We start from the raw sequence: 21,401 nt of genomic DNA on the forward strand, positions 1-21,401 counted from the left end.
CGGTCCTCGCTGCTGTTCTCGTCCACCGGCCTGGGGCCACGTTTGACCTCAAACAGGGCGCCTGCCTTCTCCAGAATCTCCTTCTTCCACTGCCCGACCAGCACCGGATGCACTCCATATGTCTGTGCAATTTCGCTGACCGTCTTCACCCCGCGTACCGCCTCCAAGCCGACCTTCGCCTTGAATTCCGGCGTGTGCACCCTGCGTTTTTTTCCTTCGCTCATTCTCTGCCATCCTTTCGCGGACGACAGCTTAAACTACCGTCTCAAACTCGGGGTCCACTTTAACCAGATGCCGACGCCCATTGCCAATGCGCCCGCCGCCAGCCATATATGTCGGGCGCGAGCGTAAGCCAAAAGCGAAATTCTGTCTGCAAGATCAATTGCCGTGAAAGAAGCAAGCGTCGCGACAATGAAAGAGATGGCGACTAAGCCAAGGTTGTAATTGCTTTGCATAAGTCCATGGCCTTTTTCACAAAAGCTCGATTAATGATTGTTAGCAGCCCTGCACGGCCTCTCTGCCGGTGCAAAACTGACCTCTAATACCGCACTGGCCGGTGCCGTTATGCATGCGTTCCGAGTCTGGCCGGCCGCCTTCTACAGCCCAGCGTATAGGACTTGCTCCGCCCCTCGCTACATCGCTCGCTATCAAAAGCGTCCGCGGCGCTGGCTGCGAATGTCGCGATTGTTACGGTAATGCACTGTCGATTTCAGAGCAAGTTACTTGGGGTCCGACTGATAAATGCTTCCAATTTTTAGAGGGCCGTAACACTTATCACTTTTAAGCGCCGGATGTGGAAAGGTAACGGTCTCCCACAATCGAAACAATCACATTACAATAAGCTTTCTTTCATCCCGCTCGCGAGAACATCCCATGGTTCTATATCACCGCGGTGCAGCCATTCAGCCCTCAAGCATCCGATCCGGCAACACGTACATCGCGCGTGCCTGCATTTTGAAGGAAGACGGGGAGTCCACCTCACTAGGTAACCTCGGTCAGTTTGCCAGCCCGAGTTGCGCATATGAGTTTGCGGTCCGTTGCGCGACTGCTTTCGTGAATGGCTTACCCCTTCCCCGCTGCCCGTTCGGCGCCTCATCAGGCCTCGATGATCCGGTAGCGAGCTGACAACGCGCAGTTGCGCCCAGGAAATACAACCAGGTTGCCGACGATCGCCTCTCGCGAGATTGGCACCCTGCTACGACTGTCGAAACTGAAACCACCCACGCGGAGGAACGCTGATGTACAAGCCTGCAATGAGCCGTTTCCAATACACACGCAAGCACGGTAAGCGTCGTACCTATAACGTCACGCTGAATGTCGTGCAGAAGGCTTCCGGCGTCTGCGCCTATGCCGCTTGGGTGCAATTCGAGTCGGAATTCAAGGGTTCGGGACTCATGTTGCCACTTGTCGCCACCACGCGTGATGACGCGGTGCAGGAGGCACGAATCCGCATTCAGAAGGACATTGATAACCTGGTTGGAATCGTCGAGTAAGGAACGCAACCCGCGTCGCTGAACGGCCGCTTTACGCAGCCGATATATCCGGCTGTTGCAGATCACACTCGACCGATCACATAAGCCACGAAGCGATCGTCCCTGAAGACACGCCCAGCTGCATTTGCGTCGCGGCCACAGATTTTCCTGCGTTGCGATATTCTCCAAGCTCATTCTCCGCTGACCGATGCGTGCGCCGACTCCCGGCGTCACCCATCGCGTCAGCCCTTATTGAGGACTGCCATGGCGATCGACTCCCCCGCTTCTCCCGTCTGGTTCATTACTGGCTGTTCGACCGGCTTTGGCCGGGAGATTGCCCAGGCTGTACTCGTGCGCGGCTGGCGTGCCGTCGTCACTGCGCGAGATCCTGATACCGTCGCGGATCTGGCAAGCGCACATCCCGAACGCGCACTGTCGCTCAAACTCGACGTGACCTCGCCGGCAGCCGTGAGCGCGGCCGTAGCGCAGGCAAAGGCTGCGTTTGGCCGCATCGACGTGCTGGTCAATAACGCAGGTTACGGCTATCTGTCAGCAGTCGAAGAAGGTGAGGATGACGAAGTACGTTCCATGTTCGAGGTCAACTTCTTCGGCGCGGTCAGCACGATCAAAGCCGTCTTACCTTTGATGCGCGACCAGCGTGCAGGACATATCGTCAACATCACGTCCGTTGGGGGTCTGGTGGGCAATCCGGGCAGTGGCTATTACGCCGCCACCAAGTTCGCGCTGGAGGGCCTTGGAGAAGCCCTCGCACGTGAGACTGCCGAGTTGGGCATCAAGGTGACGACGGTCGAACCAGGACCGTTCCGGACGGACTGGGCGGGCCGCTCGCTCAAGCAGACACGCCGGTCGATCGACGCCTACGCATCCATCGCCGGTAAACGGCGCGCACAAGTAGCGGCGGATAGCGGACGGCAACCCGGCGATCCGGCACGCGCCGCACAGGCGATCATCGCCGCCGTCGAAGCCAAAGTACCGCCGGCGAATCTCGTCCTGGGCAAACCCGGACTGGAAGCAGTCCGAACGAAACTGAACAGGCTTCAGAACGATTTGAATAGCTGGGAAGCGACGACTGTCGGCGCGGATTTTCCTGACTGATATCGGCGCGGAATTGCCATGCGCTGACCGCGCGCACGCGTGCATTCGGTGGAATGCACGCGTGCGGACTCGCGCGCTGGATGGTTCGTGCGATTCCGCACGACTTATCTGCCTTTGGTCATCGTGCAAATTTGCGCGGGATTCCTATGGTCGAATAAAAGCCAGATGTCCGCATCCACGCCTGCCCCGGCAGTGATTACGTCATGCTCGACGTCAAGGACGGCCCCTCCCTCATTCTCTCTCCCGACAACGCGCGCGCTTTGCTTAAGGCGCCGGTCCCACCCAAGGATCGAACGGCGAACGGAAATGATGAAGTCGTCGTCCCTACCACCCTCGAGTGGAGCGGACTGCGTAACCCCGCAGCCGTGCGGGGCGTCCATCGAGGCGATCTGGGCAAGGTTGTTCTGTCAGCCATTCGCATCATCACCGCGCCGTCCGTGACCGAGACCGAGGTCGCGCATGACGCCGTCAGGCCATCATTGACAGGTTCGACGCTTCAGTCGGCAACGGCGTGTTCCGCCTTACGAAAAATCCGCCGAAAAAGCTGAACCACGAAAACGTCGCTGCGGAAAAAGACTTTCTCCCGCATCACGACGACACCCTGACGTGGGTCTTCATCCACGGCACGTTCTCGGACACGAATGGCAGTTTCGGCAAGTTGTGGCGCGAGCATCCAGAACATATAGACAGGATTTTCGAGCACTATCACAACGAGGTCTTTGCTCTCGATCATCCAACGCTCGGAGCCAGCCCGATCGAGAACGCACTCATGCTTGTGCAGGTGCTCCCGCCAAAAACGCGTCTGCACCTCGTCACCCATTCGCGTGGCGGACTGGTAGCCGGGGTGGCCGCGAGGGTCTGTGCCTCCGGGAAAATCAGTGCCGCCGACGAGTCATTCTTCGAGAGCGATCCCGCTGCGCTCGCCCAGTTGCACGAGCTCGCCAAAGAAATCAGCACAAGGGGAATTTCCGTCGATCGCATCGTACGCGTCACCTGTCCAGTGCGCGGAACGCTGCTCGCCTCGAACCGGCTGGACGCGTATCTGTCTGTGATGAAGTGGGCACTGGAGCTGGCGGACATACCTGTAGCGCCGGTTCTTGTGGAATTGCTGATCGCCGTCGCCAGCGCCGGTAAGGATTCGCAATGCGCGCCAGGTCTCGCCGCGCAAACGCCCGAAAGTCCGCTCGTCCAATGGTTGCACTCCCCAGCCGCGCCCTTGCCCGGCGACCTGCGCGTGATATCCGGCGACGTGAACGGAGATTCCCTCACTACGTGGCTAAAAACACGGGTCTCCGATGCGTTCTTCTGGACCGACAACGACATGGTCGTGCCAACCCGCTCGATGTACGGCGCATGCCGCGCGAACGCGGTGCATCGTTCCTCTTCGATCGCAGCGGCGAGCTATCCCACTTCCGCTACTTCAGCAATCCGGACACCGCTCGCGCCGTGACGAACGCGCTAATCGAGCCTTGCATGCCGAGTGCCTTTTGCACGATCGGGCCGCTCTCCTGGGCAGGCAAGGACTCTGGCGGTGTCCGCGGCGCCCATCCCTCGAACGACGCGGCCAGGCCCGCACTGATCGTTCTGCCAGGGATTCTCGGCAGCAACCTTAAGGTGGGCGACGAGCGCGTCTGGCGGAGCTACCGCATCATCAATGGACTGGAGCGTCTCGCCTATCAGTCGCCCTCAAACGGCGGCCCACGTAACATGGCCCGTATGCCGGGTTTCCTGCAGTTGCAGGCGGGTTTGCTGAGCCCGCAACCCGACCCGCAATATGACCTCAGCAAGGCGCAGGGCTGGAAGGCACTCGCAGCCGAGGATCACAAGGCCGTGGTCGCGGCGAGTGTATGGCACGCGCTGAGCCTGCAAAAACGGGCGGCGGCGTGGGGGCTACCGGAAGATGACGTGCTCCGGCAGGCCACGAAACTGCGTGAGGAACTCGACAAGCCGCGCGCGAAGCTGGCGCAACTTGCGGGCAACAGTGCTTCCCGCAACGACTGTCCGCGCAACGCGGGTGGCAGATGATTGACCAGAAGCCCCACGAACGAGGGGATGCTCGCCTGCAGCCGGGCCAGCAACTGGCGGCGTTCGATGTCGACCATCGCAAGCGGATAAAGCGACTCCCATAACGCCGCAAATCTTCCCCACTGTGGATGCGGATCAAGTTCAGAACCTATCGCGCAGCTCAGCTTCACGCGGATCCACGGCACGGGGTGCGGATCGTCGGCGCTCAGCGGCGAGGCCGAGGAACCGCTGCGGACGCGCAGGCGGCTACCGCGCATCGGCAAGCTGGGGAGAGACCAACGCTGGACGGGATCGTTGCCGGGGCCGAGAAAGAACTGGGCAAGCTGTTGCCAAAAGGCTCCGGGTGCCGAACATGGACATCAGTCAAGTGCTTCCGCGCCAGCGGTAGATGCGCCGAGATCTGTGCCGAGACGATGCGCAGCCACCCCGGCCAGAACGAGATACAGGCAACCGGCTGCAGGTGCGCTGATCAGAGGGGTTATCACTTCAGGGAACATCTGTTGACAGGCGAGCGCCGCCGTGAGGCCCGCCGCCGTTGCAAACAGCGCGGCAAGATTGACGGGCGCCATTCTCGTACGCGAGAACCCCACGCGCACGCGCAGAACGTAATAGTCCGCGATGATCACACCGCCAATCGGCGACACAACGGCGGTGAGCAGCAACGTCCAGCTGGACACGTCTGCGACGATGTTAGTGAAGGCCAGTAAAAGACCCAGCAATGTCGCGGCAGCCGTGATCGCCATCCACGGCAGTGTAGGAAATGCACTTTTGAACGTTGCTCCGGCGTTGGTCAGGCACGCATCGCAGGTGGTCCAGTTGGAGACGATAACGGGCACCAGCAGCAGCCATGACAGCGCGTTGCCCGGGGTGAACAGGTCGTTCACGCTGGTACCGGCCGCAGCGAGCAGCACTCCCAGGATCAGGAACGGGAGATTCGACAGGAGGAAACCGAATGCGGTCGCCTGCACCGCTTCGTTTCCGGTGCGACAGTAACGCACAATGTCACCGGTCATCGTGCCGCTGACGACGAAGGTGCCGAACGCGATGCATACGCCCGAGCCAAACGGCAACGCCCCGCCGATCGGGCCGTCCAGTAGCACAGCCCATCTGGGTGCAAGGTGATGTGCGATAACGATGACGGCGAAAAGTATCATCGCCGGGATTGCGATCGCTGTCATGTTGAAGCCGCGGCTGATGCGGACAATGGCCGGCAGCGAGAAAAGAACGCCGATCACGCAGATCACCAGTGTTGAATCGCCTGACTGATGCAGTATCCCGGCCAAAATCGAGGCAGTCAGTGCGACATGGAAAGCGACCAGCCCGTTACCAGTGAGCCGAGCAACGCGCCGGGGACCACGGCGCCCCAGCGACCGAAAACTGCCTCGAGCACGAGTTGCGAACTCAAGCCCCAGCGGCCAGCTGCGAAGCCAATCGCTGCCGAATAGATGAACAGGATCCAGTTGCCGAGAATGGCGGCAAACAAGGCGTCGAGCGTGCCGAGCGACGTCTGCAGGTAACTGCCGACAACAATGGAAGCGAACGCAGAGGAGAAGCCCGACCACGCGAATGCCGGGAAAATGAGCCCGCGCCGCCTCGGTAGCGGTACCGGCTGCGTGCTGGTGCCGTCGATTGCTTCGCGCAGGAGTCCCATGATTGCTGCTGACCCTTTGATAATTGGGATTGCTTTATACCACTATAGTCGGGGGCTACGTTCAAGCAACTGTGTGTCGTATCGCGGAGGGCAAGGGACGGGCCCTAGCATTCATTGAGCACAGGGTAATAGTCCAGATGATATTTTCCTGGCTGGAAGATTGCGCCGATCTTTGTGAGGTACTAATTCCTGAAGGCGCGCCACGGCAATGCACACTCAGCGGTTCAGGGGCCAGCAAAAATGAGAGCGGGAGCAGTCCGAGGAGACGACCAGCCGTGACTGCTACCGGCCAGAATCCCGGGCAACGAAAGCGGCTGCGTGGTTGCCCTCGCCTGCTTAGCTAAGGTGGGGAGATGTCGGGGCGAGACCGGATTTTATGTCAAATTTAATGGAGCTCTGCGACTCGATTTTGGGATTAGAGGTGATCGTATCGCGCCACGGCCCTTGGGCAGCTTTTTCGGAGAGGACAGTTCAAGGGGTCGCCGGAGTGTTCCGGTTTGCGAAACTGACACTATCCTCATGGGTCGGCCTCTCAAGACTCCTGATGTTTCGATCTTCAATTCGGCAACGACAACTGTCTGTTCGTCGACGACGACCGCAATCGAATCGGCCAGCAGCGGGTTCGGCCACGCGAAGCCCCAACGCGCATGTGAAAGATTGCAGCTTACTCTTGACCTGAAGGTACTCCGCGCCTCGGACATCATCCAAATTCTGAAGACGCCTACGACCTCAGAAACGCTATTCATCAATTTGAGCGATCTAAGAGGATTGAAGGATCCATCGCGAACGACAATTTGCCCGAGGTAAGCCAATAGCGATGCGATTAGATCATCCGGCTAAGACGAAGAATGTCTGGAAGCCAAAAGTCACTGACCTTCGGCCGTGAGTGGCCTCGCGAAGCGGCCACCTGGACCGCGAAATCAACTGCCTGATGGTCGCCTTGATGCGCTTTCCCAACTTCACGTAAAGCCGAACAGCTCGCATGCGGTCTTCGTACGAGTACATGAACTACCTCCAGGTAGTCCAAGTTTTCGTCCGCACCCTCACCTGAGCCCTCGGTGGGTCAGAATTCGGTCGAAATCAGCATGCTGCCTGAAGACACGAAGGTCCGGTCCTCAAAATATCTGAACAACTTGATCGAACAGGACCATCGCCACATCAAGTCCAGAACGAACGCGATGCCTGGATTGAAGCGGTTCAGGAGCGCCGCAACTACGATTTCAGGTATCGAATTGACGCATCGCATTCGCAAGGGCCAGTTCGATCTCACGGAGCCAGGCCTCAAGGAGGCCACTGCGCCTGCCGTATGGAATGCGGTCCTGTCCACTCGATAAGTTATCCTTTCTATAGGAAACTTCTCAACCTCCTTTCCTATTTGCACCGGAACCGTATATTCAAGGCATAACAGGCGGATGGTAGTTCAGAGTGCCCGCCAGGATCCAAAGCATAAAAATGACGAGCGGAAAGTGAACGATCAGCTGGATGAATGTAAATCCAACGACATCACGCGCCCGCAGCCCCAACACGCCGAGCAACGGCAGCATCCAGAACGGGTTGATCAGATTGGGCAATGCCTCGGCCGCGTTATAGACCGTTACGGCCCAGCCCAGATGCACATGCAGGGCCTTCGCCGCTTCGATCACATAAGGTGCTTCGATGACCCACTTTCCTCCGCCTGAAGGAACGAAAAAGCCCAGTACTGCTGAATAGATTCCCATCAAGGCGGGGAATGACGAATGCGATGAAACCGTCACGAAGAAGCTGGACAGATGGTCCGAAAGCGGAAGCCCCGTCGCACCATTCGCCTTGGTCAGGATGAAAGCGATGCCACCGTATAAAGGAAACTGGATCAGGACGCCAGCGATCGACGGGACCGCTTTGGCTACCGCATTCAGGAAGCGCCGCGGACGCCAGTTCAACAGCATTCCGAGCAACAGGAATACGAGGTTGTAAGTGTTCAGATTGGACAGCGCAATCAGCGGGTTCTTTGTGGTGAACTCATGCGAGGCCCCGATTGCACCGAGCGCCACGATGAGCACGGTGACGACGGGACTGTGCTCTAGCCAGTCACCAGGTCGCGTTGGCGCTTTGACCTGCAGCCCGTCTTCTTCAAGCGAAACGCCCAGATCGGCCGCGGTCTTCGCCCGTGCATCGCCTGGCGCCGACGTATAGGCGATGACAAGCGACACGATCGTCAACATCCCCGCCATCAGCATGGATTGAGGGAGGAAGATGGTTTCTGAAAACGGAATCACGCCGGTGATGGCAAGCAGTGTCTTCGGAAGACTGTCAGGGTTCGCTTGCAACTGTGCGGCAGAAGAACTGAGCCCGAGTGCCCACGTGGCGCCCATGCCCAGATAAGCGGCCGCACCGGCAGCGCGATAGTCCATGCGAAGATCGCTCCTGCGTCCCAACGCACGTACCAGCAAGCCGCAAAAGATCAGGCTGATCGCCCAGTTGAAAAGCGACGCCGCGATGCTGATCAGCGCAACAAATGCGACGGCCGCTTTACCGTTTGACGGGATGCGCCCGAGCAGCGTAATCACGCGCGACGCCGGTGGCGACACGGCCACCACATACCCGGAGATGGCGACGACTGCCATCTGCATGGTGAACGGAATGAGGCTCCAGAAACCGTCGCCGAAGGCGACGCCCACGCGCTGTACCGGTGCACCGATCGCAATCGCGCCTAGCGCGACCAAGAGGACCGCAACGGCAGCAAAAATATACGCATCAGGAAACCAGCGTTCCGACCATCGCGTGACGCTGGTCGCCATTCGTTCAAGTTTTCCCGCCTCATTCACGGGCGACGGGTAAGCCGTTTTGGTGGTCGTCATTCCTTTCATTGCAGTGTCTCCTCCGTGTGAGTCGGATTGATCAGGCGTTTCTCTCGAACACCTGTCCGGCGGATGCCAGGTCCTCTAGCGCTGTACCGACGGCCTTGAACACCGTTCGCTCAAGATTGCCTTGCCGTCCGTTCACGTTGCCTCGGCAGAGGGCCGACAGTGTTCCCTTGATGTCATCGCTTGAGATGACCTTCCTCGACAGAGGCCCGAGCAGGTCGCCTGATTTCTGCGGCGCTTCTTCCGTATCGACAAACAGCGCCGCGTTACGGAAGCAGTCGTCGTCGGCCTCGCGCATCAACGGAGTGAAACTGCCGATCAGATCGAGGTGGGAACCCGGTGATAGCCATTGCCCTTGAACAATCGGCTCGGTTGCGAGCGTCGCGCAGGTCACAACATCGGCTTGCCGGACGCTCTGCTCGAGGTCTTGCACCGCCGTGGCATTGAAGCCGAGACCGTTCAGGCGATCTACCAGCGCGTTCACTGCTGCCGGGTTTGCATCCCACACGTCAACCTGGGTGATCGGCAGTTGTGTCCGGTAAGCCTCGGGAACCAGACTGCCTACCCGGCCCGCGCCTAGCAGCACCAGTCTGGAAGCGTTCGGTCGTGCCAGATAGCTGGCCGCCAGCGCCGATGCGGCGGCGGTTCTACGTGACGTAATTTCATTGCCGTCCATCTGCGCCAGTGGCCGGCCCGTTTTCGCGTCATAGAGCACGTACGTGGAGTGCAAACCGGGAAGTCCGCGCGTCGCGTTCCCCGCGAATATGTTCACCGTCTTGATGCCGAGATAACCGTTGTCTTCCCAGGCAGGCATGATCAGCACCGTACCCTCGCTGTCACCGTCGATCTTGTGGGAGTGGCGAAGCGGAACATGACAGCCTTTGATAAACGCTGTCTTGAGACGGAGAGTCAACGATTCGAAGTCGAGTGCATTACGTGTCGTGACGGTGTCGAAAATATTCATTGCAGGTCCTCTTCAAAAAATTCTTCAGGCATCGATACAGATGTTTTCAGTGGGGACTGCCTGGCAAGCCAGACAAACACCGGCTTCTTCCGGCTCATGTCCGCTCAAATGCGTAACCCTGCCGCCGCTAACCTTGACTGCGCAGCTTTCGCATTGACCCACCCGGCAGCCGCTTGGCATGGCTATGCCAAGACTCTCTGCGAACGTCAGCAGGCTGCCCTTGTCGGGCGTCCACGCCTCGCTGCGTTTTGATCGCGTGAACTCAACGACGAACCGTTGCGAAGGATCATTAACCGGCTTGACGGGTGATTTGAACGCTTCCCTGAAGATGTCAAATGGCGGTACACCTCGCTCCACCAGACCTGTGGTAATCGCGTCCATCATCGGCTCCGGACCGCAGAAATAGAACCGGGCTCTGCGCCGGATAAGATCGTCTTCCACGACATCAGCGCTCAGGTATCCTGATAGTTGATAGTCTTGCCCCAGCACTTCATCCTCGGGGCGGTTGTAGCAGTTGACGACTTTCAGCTTGGGCAATGCGTCAGCGAGTTCTTGCAAGCGCTGCCGGAACGCATGCGTTTTACTGTTCAGATTGGCGTAAAAGAGCCACGCCTCGGGCGCGTGACCACCGAGATCTTTGATCGACTCGAGGTAGCAGAGGAACGGCGTTATACCAATCCCACCCGCGAACATCACGACCGGCTGCTTCGACACCGGCGGAATGACGAACGTGCCACCCGGTGCACCGATCGAAACGCTTTGCCCCACGTCCAGCGCCCGATGGATATGTGACGACATCACCCCTTCGTAATCCTCTCCCTCTGCGCTCCGGCCTTTCTGATGCCGCACGGAAATCGAGTAGCCGCGTCGATCCTCTTCCACGGCACCACCGGTCAGCGAGTAGGCGCGTGTCGTCCCACCTTCGCCAAGCGTCGGGATATGAACTGTTATATGTTGTCCTGGCAGATAGTCCGGGAGCAATCCTCCGTCGACAGGCGCAAACGTCACGCTGCGAACACCAGCGGCTTCTTCGTGCACCGCCTTGACCACAAAGTCCCTGAAACCCTTCCACCGGCGACGGGATGGATTCACGGAAGGATCCAGTTGTATCCGGCATGGCAGGGAACGAAGCGGCGAAGAGCCGCTAAGCGGATCAAGCTGCGCTGGCGAAGCCAGATTGTTGAAATTGCTGTTTTCCGTTCCGACGCTCGGAAATGCACGCATTCCGACTTCGTCACACGCCTGCCACCAGCCATATTCAGCAATGACGACACCGTACGCCAGATCCGCAACGATTCTCGCCTTAAACCTTGCTTCGCCGTTGCTGGTGGTAATCAGCATCCAGTCATCGTCGACGATCCCGTTCTCGGCAGCGAGTTCATTGCTGATCTCCGCGACAGGATACGGCGCGCGACGCCGCAGGCTCGCCAGGCTGCGCTGTTGACTATGGCAGTAGTAGCCGTTCTTGATCGAGGTGAGGACATGAGGGAAGCGCTTGCGCTTACCGGTCTGGTTGTCACTGGAATGCTCAGGCGGCACGTATTCCGGAACCGCGGGATAGCCATGGCGAAGCAGCTTTTCCGAGTAAAGCTCGGCTTTCAGCGTTTCCGTCTTGAAGCCGCGAACACCATCCTCAACGCGTCGCGCGTAGTTTCGTTCGTTCTGCTCAAGCGGTTTATAGATTCCTTCCGGATGGGCTCTCAGCGTGTCGACGTCGAGCCCGATCGGTTCCAGCATGTAGTTCCATCCGGCCTCAACACTTCCGCCGAAGAACTGGTCGCCCATCCCCAGTCGCACCGCCAGGTCGAGCACCACTTCGTAGTCAGCCCTGCTCTCGCCGCGTGGTGCCACCATGCGCTGCCGCAACTGCACCAGTTCTACCGCGCGCTCGTTGATTTCAAATCCTGTCCTTATGCCTTCGCGCTCCCACGGTGTGTTGATAGGCAGAAGAATGTCGGCATAGCTCGATGAAGGCGTTTCGAAGAGATCACAGTGGACGTGGAAGTCCAGCGTGCAAAGCGCCTCGTGCGCGGTCTTGCCGTCGGCCTGCGACATGATCATGTTCGTGCCGAACGCGACCAGTGCCCGCACTCTGTACGGCTTTCCCTCAAGGACCGCGGTATAGACGTCGCGCGCGGTCACCCATCCTTGAGCGGGAGGCCCCAGCGGCCGTTCATGGAGGCCGAGCGCTTTGGCGCGTTGCTGCGCGCTCAACATCGAATAATTGCTCAGCGGATTGACCGGTTGCTTTGCAAACTCCCGGTTTGAGCCGCATGTGTCGTAGGCACCTGTCAACGCATAGAGCGTCGCGATTGACCGCTCGGTCTGCGTTGCATTCGTATGCATTGCGACACCGGACCACGCGTGATACGCGATTCGCTGGTGTGGAGCAAGGAGCTTCGCGACCTCGACAATCTGGCTTTCGCTCACGCCTGTAATCGTGCTTGCATACGCAGGAGTAAATGGGTCGAGCGCGCGCTTGTAAAGTTCAAACGCCGGGACGCATTCGACAGCGAATGTCCGCCCCGTTACCCCGTACACATTGACCGTGTGCGTTCCCTCAAGCTGGTAATCAAGCGGCGACGTGTTATTTTCCTCGCCCACCAGTTCCAGACGATTGAGCGTCTGATTCCATATCGCGTAACGGTTATGCGGTGATTCAACTTCGAAATCTCGTTCACGCAGGAAGTGTCCCGTGTCACGACGAACGAGGTAAGGCCCATTCGTCCACGTGCGAACAAACTTGTCATCCACATTTCCCGTGGCGATCATTTGTCTTGCGATGGCCATCGCGAGCGCGCCATCGGTTCCGGGACGTACACGGAGCCAGACATCGGCCTCGCGGGCAAGAGCCGTCGGCCGAGGGTCTATAACAATGAGCTTCGCGCCCTGACGCCTGCCTTTGGCTATCGCATCTGCCTGGGCCAGCCATGTGTTGGCCGGATTGTTTCCCCAGAGCATGATCACGTCGGCGTGCTGATAATCCGCCGTCGGCAATCCGGTCCCGAATGTAAAAGCGTGCGCAACGTCCTTATGCCAGTTGCAGATCTCCGTTGCGTAACAGATGTTGGGACTTCCGAATGACCAGATAAAGCGCTCCACCCAATCAATGCTATCGCTCATGGGTGTGCCACTTGGCGTGGTCACCCCAAAGGCCACTGCCTCTGCCCCGTTTTCTCTTTTGACATGCGCAAGCGTCGTTGCGATCTGGGTGAGCGCTTCGTCCCACGTAATGCGCTCCCATGCGGGATTGGCTGCCCCTTTGGGCGCCGTGCGCCGCATGGGGTAGAGAATTCGGTTAGGACTGTGTACGAGTTCCGGTGCAGCCTTGCCTTTCATGCACATGGCAGCGCCGGTCGGATGGCTCTCGTCTGGACGAACCTTCAGCATCATATCGCCGCGCACGGTATTCACCGTGCCGCAGCGTGAACGACACAATGTGCAATAGCCCTTCTTTTCGATCGTCTCCATCACATCACTACCTTTTACTGTCATGCTTCGATGCTAAGTAGCTGAAAATGCGTTGCCAAATACATATTTCAGATCCTGCGATATATAATTCTTCAATACCGCGACCCGCTCGCAGATGCACATTGCCTTCCACCGCGGCCCCCGGAAATCTTCTGAACATAGGACTCGCGTTGTGAGCAGCCACATCACCTTGCGGCAAATTGAGTACTTCATTTCGGTCGCCGACACCGGTCAGATTTCACGGTCAGCCAACCTGTGCGCCGTTTCGCAATCGTCAATGACGATCTCGCTGAAAAATCTGGAAGACGCCGTCGGCGTTCCGTTGCTCGAGCGTCATGCGCGCGGTGTTCGCCTCACAGCCGCCGGAGAGCGATTTCTCCGTCATGTGCAGAGCGCATCGCTTTCGGTCGATCGCGCCATCGTGTCGGCACAGGAAGAACCTGAACATATCTCTGGCCACGTCCGGCTTGGCATGACCGAAACGATATCGGCCTATCTGATGCCATCGCTGCTGGCTACGGTTGCGCAACGATTTGGAAACCTGACCATTGACGTCGTCGAAGACACGCGCGAGGTCATCGAGCTGCGCCTCGTCGCCGGCACGCTCGACATTGCGCTTCTGCTTGTATCGAACAGCGCAGAGGTGAGCGATCTCAAGTACGAAACGATCCTTCGCTCGCCAAGAAGACTGTGGACCCATCCTGACCATCCTCTCCAGGAAGCGCAGCGCGTCACGCTTGAAGACGTCGCGCTCGAAAATTACCTGTTACTCGACATGGACGAGCATGTCACCACGGTCAACAAATACTGGAGCAAGCACGGCGTCAAACCGAATATCCGCTTGCAAAGTAAATCCATTGAAGCGGTCAGAAGCCTCGTCGCACTCGGCCAAGGCGTCACAATCCTCTCCGACCTCGTCTATCGACCGTGGTCGCTTGAAGGCAGCCGGATCAACCGCCGGGACCTGAGCATTGCGATCCCAACCATGGATGTGGGAGCGGTCTGGCAACGCAAAGGCGCGATGTCCTCTCCGTCCAAAGCGCTGCTGGATCTTTTCAGGTCGTGGAAGAAGAACACCCGTTAAGGCGGCGGGTCTTTCCTCACGGCATGATCAGAACGTGTGCTGCTCCTGTGGAAACGTTTGCTGCTTCACTGCCTTCACGTAGTCCTCTATCGCGGCCTTTACCGTCAAGCCTGCACCGGTGAAATCCTGCACAAATCGGGGACGGCGTCCCTGAGAAATGCCGAGCATGTCGTGCATGACGAGCACCTGTCCGGAACAGGCTGGCCCCGCACCAATGCCGATAGTCGGAATGTTCAGTTGCGCGGTAATGGCGGCGCCAAGCTCGGCAGGCACCGCCTCGATGACGACCGCCGCCGCTCCGGCGTTTTCGAATGCCAACGCATCGCGTTCCAGCTGTTGCGCGGCCTCGGCGGATTTCCCCTGCACCTTGAAACCACCCAACGCATGAACCGATTGCGGCGTCAAACCAATGTGTCCGCACACCGGAATGGACCTTTCGGTTAGTGCGGCCACGACTTCCGAAGTCCACACACCCCCTTCGATCTTTATCATCTCCGCGCCTGCGCGCATCAGCCTGGCTGCTGCGTCGAATGCCTGCTGCACGCTGCCAAGATGACCAAACGGAAGATCGGCAACGAGCAAAGCGTGGGTGGCACCTCGAACCACGCAGGCGGTGTGATATTCGATATCGGCCAAAGTCACTGGTAGCGTCGTGCGGTGGCCCTGCACAACGTTTCCGAGTGAATCCCCTATCAACAGGACGTCAACGCCCGCCGCATCCATCAGAGCGGCGAATGAGGCGTCGTAGCAGGTCAGCGCTGCGATTTTTTCACCGTTTTCGTGCATCAGTTTCAACGTTGAAACTGTCGTCTTTTTTCGAGGTGTTGCCGAAGACTCGTTCATTGGCTTGAATCAGGCTCTTCGACCTCGCTAAAGGATCGTGGCAAGGTCGGAGAATGAAGAAAGGTGAGACGGGATTGGCCGTGCCTAAACCGTCGTCATGAGCTGTGCGTTACCGCCTGCCGCCGTCGTATTGGTACTCACGCTGCGCTCTGTGACGAGCCGCTCCAGCACATAGTCTTCTCCCGCAGCGAGAGCAGAGGCTGTCAACGTTTGCACTGAGACGATCGGTCCTTTGCGGCCCGCAAGGCTGCCAAGCAGGCTCAACAATACGTCCCGCGCTCCTTCGAACAATACGGCGTCACCATCGAGGTCGGATGCGACTGTCGCCTCACTGCGCAATTCGGGCGGCAGTTCCAATACGAACCGTTCGCCGACCGATCCCACGAAGCGCGCGCGGTTGCCGGTTGCCAAAGCCGCTGCGAACTGCACGCGCGCACCGTTCAAGGTTTCCGGCATGCAAAGGACCGTACCGCGTGGCATCAGGCTATAGGCGTTGTGCTCACCGGTTGGTCCCCGGAGTGCCACGCAAACATTCCCGTTTCCGATTTCCGGGTAGGCGCGGATACGTTGTGCAATATCCGTGACCCCGCTAGCCAGCAGAGAGTTGGAGAACTGCTTCAGCAACGAATTCGGCTCTGCGGACGCGTTTGCGGTTGCCTCGGCGTGCTTAAGCAGCGATTTCGGCAGCCCGGCTGGGCGTTTAGCCAGGAGACGCTGCAAATACAATGCGCCACCTGCCTTCGGCCCTGTACCCGACAACCCTTCGCCACCGAACGGCTGCACGCCAACCACGGCGCCCACCACGTTCCGGTTCACGTAGATGTTGCCTACGTGCGCGCGGCCAATCACATGCGCGATCGTTTCGTCGATCCGCGTGTGGATGCCGAGCGTCAGACCGTAGCCGGTCGCGCGGATCTGTTCGAGCAGCTTGTCCAGCGCGTTGCGGCGGTAACGCACCACATGCAGCACCGGACCAAACACTTCGCGCTTCAGCTCCTCGATGCTGTCGAGTTCGATCAGCGTCGGCGGCACGAAGGTACCCTGTGCGCAGCCTTCGGGCATCGGCAACTGCTCGACCTTGCGGCCCTTGTCACGCATTCCTGCGACGTGCGCATCGATACCGCGCTTCGCATCCACGTCGATCACCGGACCAACGTCGATCGACAGACGATCCGGATTGCCCACCGCGAGCTCGCGCATCGCGCCCGTCAGCATCTCGAGCGTGCGATCCGCCACGTCGTCCTGTAAACAAAGAACGCGCAACGCGGAGCATCGTTGACCGGCAGAGTCAAATGCCGAGTTCAGCACGTCCGTTACGACCTGTTCGGCGAGCGCCGATGAATCGACGATCATCGCGTTCTGGCCGCCCGTCTCGGCGATCAGCGGAATCGGTTTGCCGTCCGCATCCAGACGGCCAGACAGCGTCTTGTTGATCAGACGAGCCACTTCGGTCGAGCCGGTGAACATCACGGCACGCGTGCGGGTATCGGCCACCATCGCCGCGCCCACGGTTTCGCCATCGCCCGGGAGGAGTTGCACTGCGCCTGCCGGCACGCCGGCTTCGCGCAGAATGCGCACAGCCTGTGCGGCGATCAGCGGCGTTTGCTCGGCAGGCTTCGCGAGCACGGTGTTACCCGCAGCGAGCGCGGCAGCGACCTGGCCCATGAAAATCGCCAACGGGAAATTCCATGGGCTGATACATACGACCGGACCCAGGGGACGGTGCGTGTCGTTCGAGAATTCAGTGCGAATCTGAGCCGAGTAATAGCGCAGGAAATCGATCGCTTCACGGATTTCCGCCACCGCGTTCGGCAGCGACTTGCCGGCTTCGCGCACGACGAGACCCATCAGCGTATGCATCTGCGCTTCGATCAGATCGGCAGCGCGGGCGAGGCAATCGGCGCGGGCTTCGACCGGCGTCGCCTGCCAGATCGGCGCGGCGGCAACGGCATGCGCGAGCGCGGCGCTCACGTGTTCCGAAGTCGCTTCGACAACCGTGCCGACGAGGTCACGGTGATCCGCCGGGTTGCGCACGTCACGCGCCTTTGCGCCTTCTGTTTCAACGACTTCGGTCTTACCAAGCATCGGCGCAGCGTGCCACGCATGATGCGCGCTCTCAAGCAATGCGAACGACAGCGACGCCAACTGATGCTCGTTCGACAGATCCAGCCCGATCGAATTGAGCCGCTCTGCGCCATACAGATTGCGCGGCAACGGAATCTTCGCGTGCGGCGCGCCAAGCGGCGAGACCTTCGACGCTTCTTCAACCGGGTCGGCGACCAGATCCTTGATCGCCACGCTTTCATCCGCGATGCAATTCACGAACGAGCTGTTCGCGCCGTTCTCCAGCAGACGACGCACCAGATACGCCAGCAGCGTTTCGTGCGTGCCGACCGGCGCATACACACGGCACGGACGGTTCAGCTTGTCGCGACCGGTGACCTCTTCGTACAGTGGTTCGCCCATGCCATGCAGGCACTGGAACTCATACTGACCCGGGTAGTAGTTCTGGCCCGCGAGATGGTAGATCGCAGAGAGCGTGTGTGCGTTGTGCGTGGCGAACTGCGGATACACGGCATCCGGCGCGCCCAGCAGCTTCTTCGCGCACGCGAGGTACGACACGTCCGTATAGATCTTGCGCGTGTAGACCGGATAACCTTCGAGGCCATCCACCTGTGCACGTTTGATTTCCGTATCCCAGTAGGCGCCCTTCACCAGGCGAACCATGATGCGATGACGGCTGCGGCGCGCCAGGTCGACGATGTAGTCGATCACGAACGGGCAACGCTTCTGATACGCCTGCACCACAAAGCCGATGCCGTTCCAGCCGGCCAGCTCGGGATCGAAGCACAGCGCTTCGAGCAGATCCAGCGAGATCTCCAGACGGTCCGCTTCTTCCGCGTCGATATTCAGGCCAATGTCATACCGGCGCGCAAGGATCGCCAGCGACCGCACGCGCGGCAGCAGTTCATCCATCGTGCGTTCCTGCTGCGCACGCGAGTAGCGTGCGTGCAGCGCGGACAGCTTGATCGAGATGCCCGGGCCTTCGTAAATGCCACGACCGCCGGCGGCTTTGCCGATCGCGTGAATTGCCTGTTCGTACGACGCGTAGTAGCGCTGCGCGTCGGCTTCGGTGGTCGCCGCTTCACCCAGCATGTCGTACGAGTAGCGGAACCCGCGTGCTTCGCGGCTCCTGCCGTTGCGCAGCGCTTCGTCAATCGTTTGACCGGTGACGAACTGCTCACCCATCAGGCGCATCGCCATGTCCGCGCCCTTGCGGATGAGGGGCTCGCCGCCCCTCGCGATCATGCGTGTAATAGCCGACGACAGTCCCTTTTCGCTGCTGGTCGCAACCAGCTTACCGGTAATCACCAAACCCCATGTCGCCGCATTGACGAAAAGCGACGGGCCGCTGCCCAGATGGGAACGCCAGTCACCGCGACTGACCTTATCGCGGATGAGAAGATCGCGGGTATCACGATCGGGGATACGCAGGAGCGCCTCGGCGAGGCACATCAGCGCAACGCCCTCCTGGCTGGAAAGCGAAAATTCCCGGATAAGTCCTTCGACGCCGCCGCCAGTCTGCTTGCCACGCAAAGCCTCAACGAGACGTGCGGCCATCATTTGCACGTCCACGGCGATGCGATCGGGCAGCTTTGCCTGTTCGACAAGAGGCGGAACACAGGCCGTTTCGGGCTGTCGATACGCAGCCGTTATCCTGTCGCGTAGAACCGCCTGCCTACCAATACTGGTTGCAAATGCAACGAATGGAGCGTCTTCGAGCGAGTCAATCGAAGCGTCAGAAAAGCGTTCCCATCCGGACGGTGTGACCTCTGGCATTTCTCCAGGGAGGGACTTCACTACCTTTTCAGAACCCATCGGAGCAGCGCCGACGATTGTCTCATCCGTTTGCATTCTTATACTCACCAAGAACGGCATTGCCAAAGCAAGGCCTCATCAAACCAAACTGGGAGGACGCGCGGTGCGTGTGCTCCCATCCCGAGTCTCAGGCGGATGGACGGCAAGAGGCCGTGCCTGGAATCCGGCACAGCGTCACGCCTGCGTCACGACTGGATGATGAGATCGTAGAGACAAAGAAACCCTGGTTCAAATATAAGTTTCCGATTCCGGCATATTGATTTTTCATATGCGCGTTTCGAAAGCGGGCGACGCACCATGCCAGAAAATGGCCGCGTACAGTGACCTTGCGCTGTTCAATCACATCCGAGGGTTTCAGATTGGCCACGGGCAATGTGGACGAACGGTTTGCCGGATCTTGGGCTTTGTCCAGCGCCAGCATCGTTGCCAGACGTCGCTCAAGAACGTCGCGCCCGAGTTCGCGATTCCTGCGAGTCGCCAGTTCGGGCGCTAGCCCGGGCAGAGTGCCTTTGACGTCAGATGCAAACAGTTCGGCGACGTCACGCGCCGGTCGCTGCACGTCCAGAGGCATCCCGCCCGACAGGAAGCGCGGATCTTGAAATCAGCCGCAGCATTCCGTGCGTTGTTTTCCCGTGCCATGAAACTCTCCTTCATGCGATTTGCGGAGGGGCACCAAGCGGCGTCATGCGCTTCGCGACGGCCGCCGTACTACCCATATCGACGGTAACCCGCGCGATATGCCGCAGCAGGAATGCGCGAACCGCAGCGAAGCTGCTGCGCGATGCAAAACCCCGGTGGTAGCTCCTAGCTGGTGGTTGGGTCGAAATCCGCGGCCAGATAGTCGGCGCGAGGCGCGATTCTTGATCCGAGCAGCGCCGCGGCGAGCCAATTATGGTTGCGTGAGCGGCGAACGCTTGCACAACTAAAGTTGTGCCCTATGGTCCCGACACCGTCAACTAAAGTAGTTGCTCTCTGGACGATTTCAACTAATGTCGTTCCTTAATGGTCAACTAGCTCGGAGGCTTGCGATGACACGACGCGTCGGAGGCGTCTTGCCATATTCGCTGGTTTCCTTCCGAACGGCGCGAACGGGGCTATAAACGCTGCGGCGAGTGGCCTTTCAACGTCGAGAAACGAGACTACCTGACGCTCGCCCGCTGTTTCGCGGGCCTGAGAGCGTGTAGAACCAACTTTAGTTGAAATTTAGAACCTACTTTAGTTGTGTGAGCGGCGGCAGTCAAATTTTCAGGGGAAATGCCATATAACCAAGCTATTAGGATAAGTATTATTATCTCGACAAGTCCAACTACTTGCCACCCCAGACAGAGATTGTCGGACCTTTACCGCGCTTTTTGCTAAGAAGCGAATCCACCTGCGGCGCAAGAAAATGTCCATAGCGCATGACCGTTGGACATCCAAAGACGGCCCCCCAAGATGCACTCGCGGCTTCTTTCTCCCGACCGGTTCGAAATCACCGCCTTGATTTAGGACGTGCCGATGCGATGCCATGGGCTAGTATCACGACGAATCTTCTCCTCAGGCGATAAATAATGCGGCTATCGTCTCCGGACCGGTGCCAATCCCGAAGTGCAAGCATGTACAGTTAACGGCGTCCCTAGACGCCGCCAACTGCGGTAAGCCCAACGCTCTTCTCTGACTTGCACTGACAACGTCTGCTTGTTCGAAAACGAAGGGGCATCGACACGTGTCGCGCCGAAATTTTCAGTCTGGGGTTCGCCTCCGTCTGAGAAGCAACTCATGCACACTTTTCTTCGTCGTCGCCGACTTCCAACCTCAGATCCGCTACGGCGACGATCCCTTATAGCCGCATCGCGATGACGCTGACCTCGAGTACGAGTATCCGCAGCTCTGCTATTGCAGATCGGTAAGCAACGCGTCCAGAAGATTGCACAGGGCGCGCACCTTCCGGGCACAGTCCGATCGAGAGCTTGCTGAACTTCGCATTCGCACGACTTGCGTTTGAATGATCGAGGTCGACACTGACTTCGCCATGCCCCGACTGTCTGTTACGCGCGTGGCATCAATGTCAGTA

General features: G+C 59.1%; 14 protein-coding genes and 2 pseudogenes. 7 read left to right on the forward strand and 9 right to left on the reverse strand.

Annotated elements, in window-relative coordinates; all coding sequences use genetic code 11:
• Window positions 1–224: transposase (locus P3T43_RS29885; RefSeq protein ID WP_429284610.1), on the reverse strand; the 224-nt coding region annotated here is incomplete at its 3' end.
• A 1,014-nt stretch (window positions 225–1,238) separates the two neighbouring features.
• On the opposite strand from P3T43_RS29885, the gene P3T43_RS29890 reads away from it, so the two are divergent.
• From P3T43_RS29890 to P3T43_RS29910, 5 genes are all read left to right on the forward strand, one after another.
• A complete protein-coding gene (locus tag P3T43_RS29890) occupies window positions 1,239–1,493 on the forward strand; it encodes a hypothetical protein (protein WP_429284611.1) in 255 nt (84 codons plus the stop codon).
• A gap of 243 nt (window positions 1,494–1,736) precedes the next feature.
• Window positions 1,737–2,588: an oxidoreductase gene (locus P3T43_RS29895; RefSeq protein WP_429284612.1), complete on the forward strand. Its 852-nt coding sequence runs from the start codon at window positions 1,737–1,739 to the stop codon at window positions 2,586–2,588.
• 203 nt (window positions 2,589–2,791) lie between these two features.
• Window positions 2,792–3,136: a hypothetical protein gene (locus P3T43_RS29900; protein WP_429284613.1), complete on the forward strand. Its 345-nt coding sequence runs from the start codon at window positions 2,792–2,794 to the stop codon at window positions 3,134–3,136.
• Complete coding sequence (locus tag P3T43_RS29905; RefSeq protein ID WP_429284614.1) at window positions 3,100–4,038, forward strand: DUF7379 domain-containing protein; 939 nt, start codon at window positions 3,100–3,102, stop codon at window positions 4,036–4,038. The genes P3T43_RS29900 and P3T43_RS29905 overlap by 37 nt, the downstream gene beginning before the upstream one ends.
• Before the next feature lie 23 nt (window positions 4,039–4,061).
• Entirely contained in the window at window positions 4,062–4,613 is a 552-nt protein-coding gene (locus P3T43_RS29910; protein WP_429284615.1) for a hypothetical protein, read from the forward strand.
• A gap of 359 nt (window positions 4,614–4,972) precedes the next feature.
• On the opposite strand, the gene P3T43_RS29915 is transcribed toward P3T43_RS29910, so the two are convergent.
• Window positions 4,973–5,857 carry a cytosine permease gene (locus P3T43_RS29915; RefSeq protein ID WP_429284616.1) on the reverse strand — a complete coding sequence of 295 codons (885 nt, stop codon included), beginning with the start codon at window positions 5,855–5,857 and terminating at the stop codon, window positions 4,973–4,975.
• A gap of 50 nt (window positions 5,858–5,907) precedes the next feature.
• Entirely contained in the window at window positions 5,908–6,264 is a 357-nt protein-coding gene (locus tag P3T43_RS29920) for a hypothetical protein (protein WP_429284617.1), read from the reverse strand.
• Window positions 6,265–7,373: 1,109 nt separating this feature from the next.
• Here P3T43_RS29920 and P3T43_RS29925 point away from each other — a divergent pair.
• Window positions 7,374–7,598 (forward strand): annotated as a pseudogene (locus P3T43_RS29925) (DDE-type integrase/transposase/recombinase); the annotation flags it as partial.
• Between the two features lie 60 nt (window positions 7,599–7,658).
• On the opposite strand, the gene P3T43_RS29930 reads toward P3T43_RS29925, so the two are convergent.
• The 3 genes from P3T43_RS29930 to P3T43_RS29940 are packed head-to-tail and all read right to left on the reverse strand — an operon-like array spanning window position 7,659 to window position 13,542.
• The gene (locus tag P3T43_RS29930; protein ID WP_429284681.1) at window positions 7,659–9,101 is read right to left on the reverse strand and encodes a short-chain fatty acid transporter; all 1,443 of its coding nucleotides are present in this window, start codon (window positions 9,099–9,101) and stop codon (window positions 7,659–7,661) included.
• Window positions 9,102–9,141: 40 nt separating this feature from the next.
• The gene (locus P3T43_RS29935; protein WP_429284618.1) at window positions 9,142–10,071 is read right to left on the reverse strand and encodes an ornithine cyclodeaminase family protein; all 930 of its coding nucleotides are present in this window, start codon (window positions 10,069–10,071) and stop codon (window positions 9,142–9,144) included.
• A 24-nt stretch (window positions 10,072–10,095) separates the two neighbouring features.
• Window positions 10,096–13,542: a molybdopterin-dependent oxidoreductase gene (locus tag P3T43_RS29940; protein ID WP_429284619.1), complete on the reverse strand. Its 3,447-nt coding sequence runs from the start codon at window positions 13,540–13,542 to the stop codon at window positions 10,096–10,098.
• Between the two features lie 172 nt (window positions 13,543–13,714).
• Between P3T43_RS29940 and P3T43_RS29945 the strand changes: the two genes are divergently transcribed.
• Window positions 13,715–14,626, forward strand: coding sequence for a LysR family transcriptional regulator (locus P3T43_RS29945; protein WP_429284682.1), 912 nt, complete (start codon window positions 13,715–13,717; stop codon window positions 14,624–14,626).
• Between the two features lie 27 nt (window positions 14,627–14,653).
• On the opposite strand, the gene panB is transcribed toward P3T43_RS29945, so the two are convergent.
• The 3 genes and pseudogenes from panB to P3T43_RS29960 form a co-directional block, all read right to left on the reverse strand.
• Window positions 14,654–15,469, reverse strand: a complete 816-nt coding sequence (gene panB, locus P3T43_RS29950; RefSeq protein ID WP_429284620.1) for a 3-methyl-2-oxobutanoate hydroxymethyltransferase — start codon at window positions 15,467–15,469, stop codon at window positions 14,654–14,656.
• An 84-nt stretch (window positions 15,470–15,553) separates the two neighbouring features.
• Window positions 15,554–19,321: pseudogene (putA, locus tag P3T43_RS29955) on the reverse strand (trifunctional transcriptional regulator/proline dehydrogenase/L-glutamate gamma-semialdehyde dehydrogenase); the annotation flags it as partial.
• Between the two features lie 154 nt (window positions 19,322–19,475).
• Entirely contained in the window at window positions 19,476–19,919 is a 444-nt protein-coding gene (locus tag P3T43_RS29960) for a hypothetical protein (RefSeq protein WP_429284621.1), read from the reverse strand.
• Between the last annotated feature and the right edge of the window lie 1,482 nt (window positions 19,920–21,401).

The organism is Paraburkholderia sp. GAS41 (genome assembly GCF_050436545.1).
Classification (GTDB): Bacteria; Pseudomonadota; Gammaproteobacteria; order Burkholderiales; family Burkholderiaceae; genus Paraburkholderia.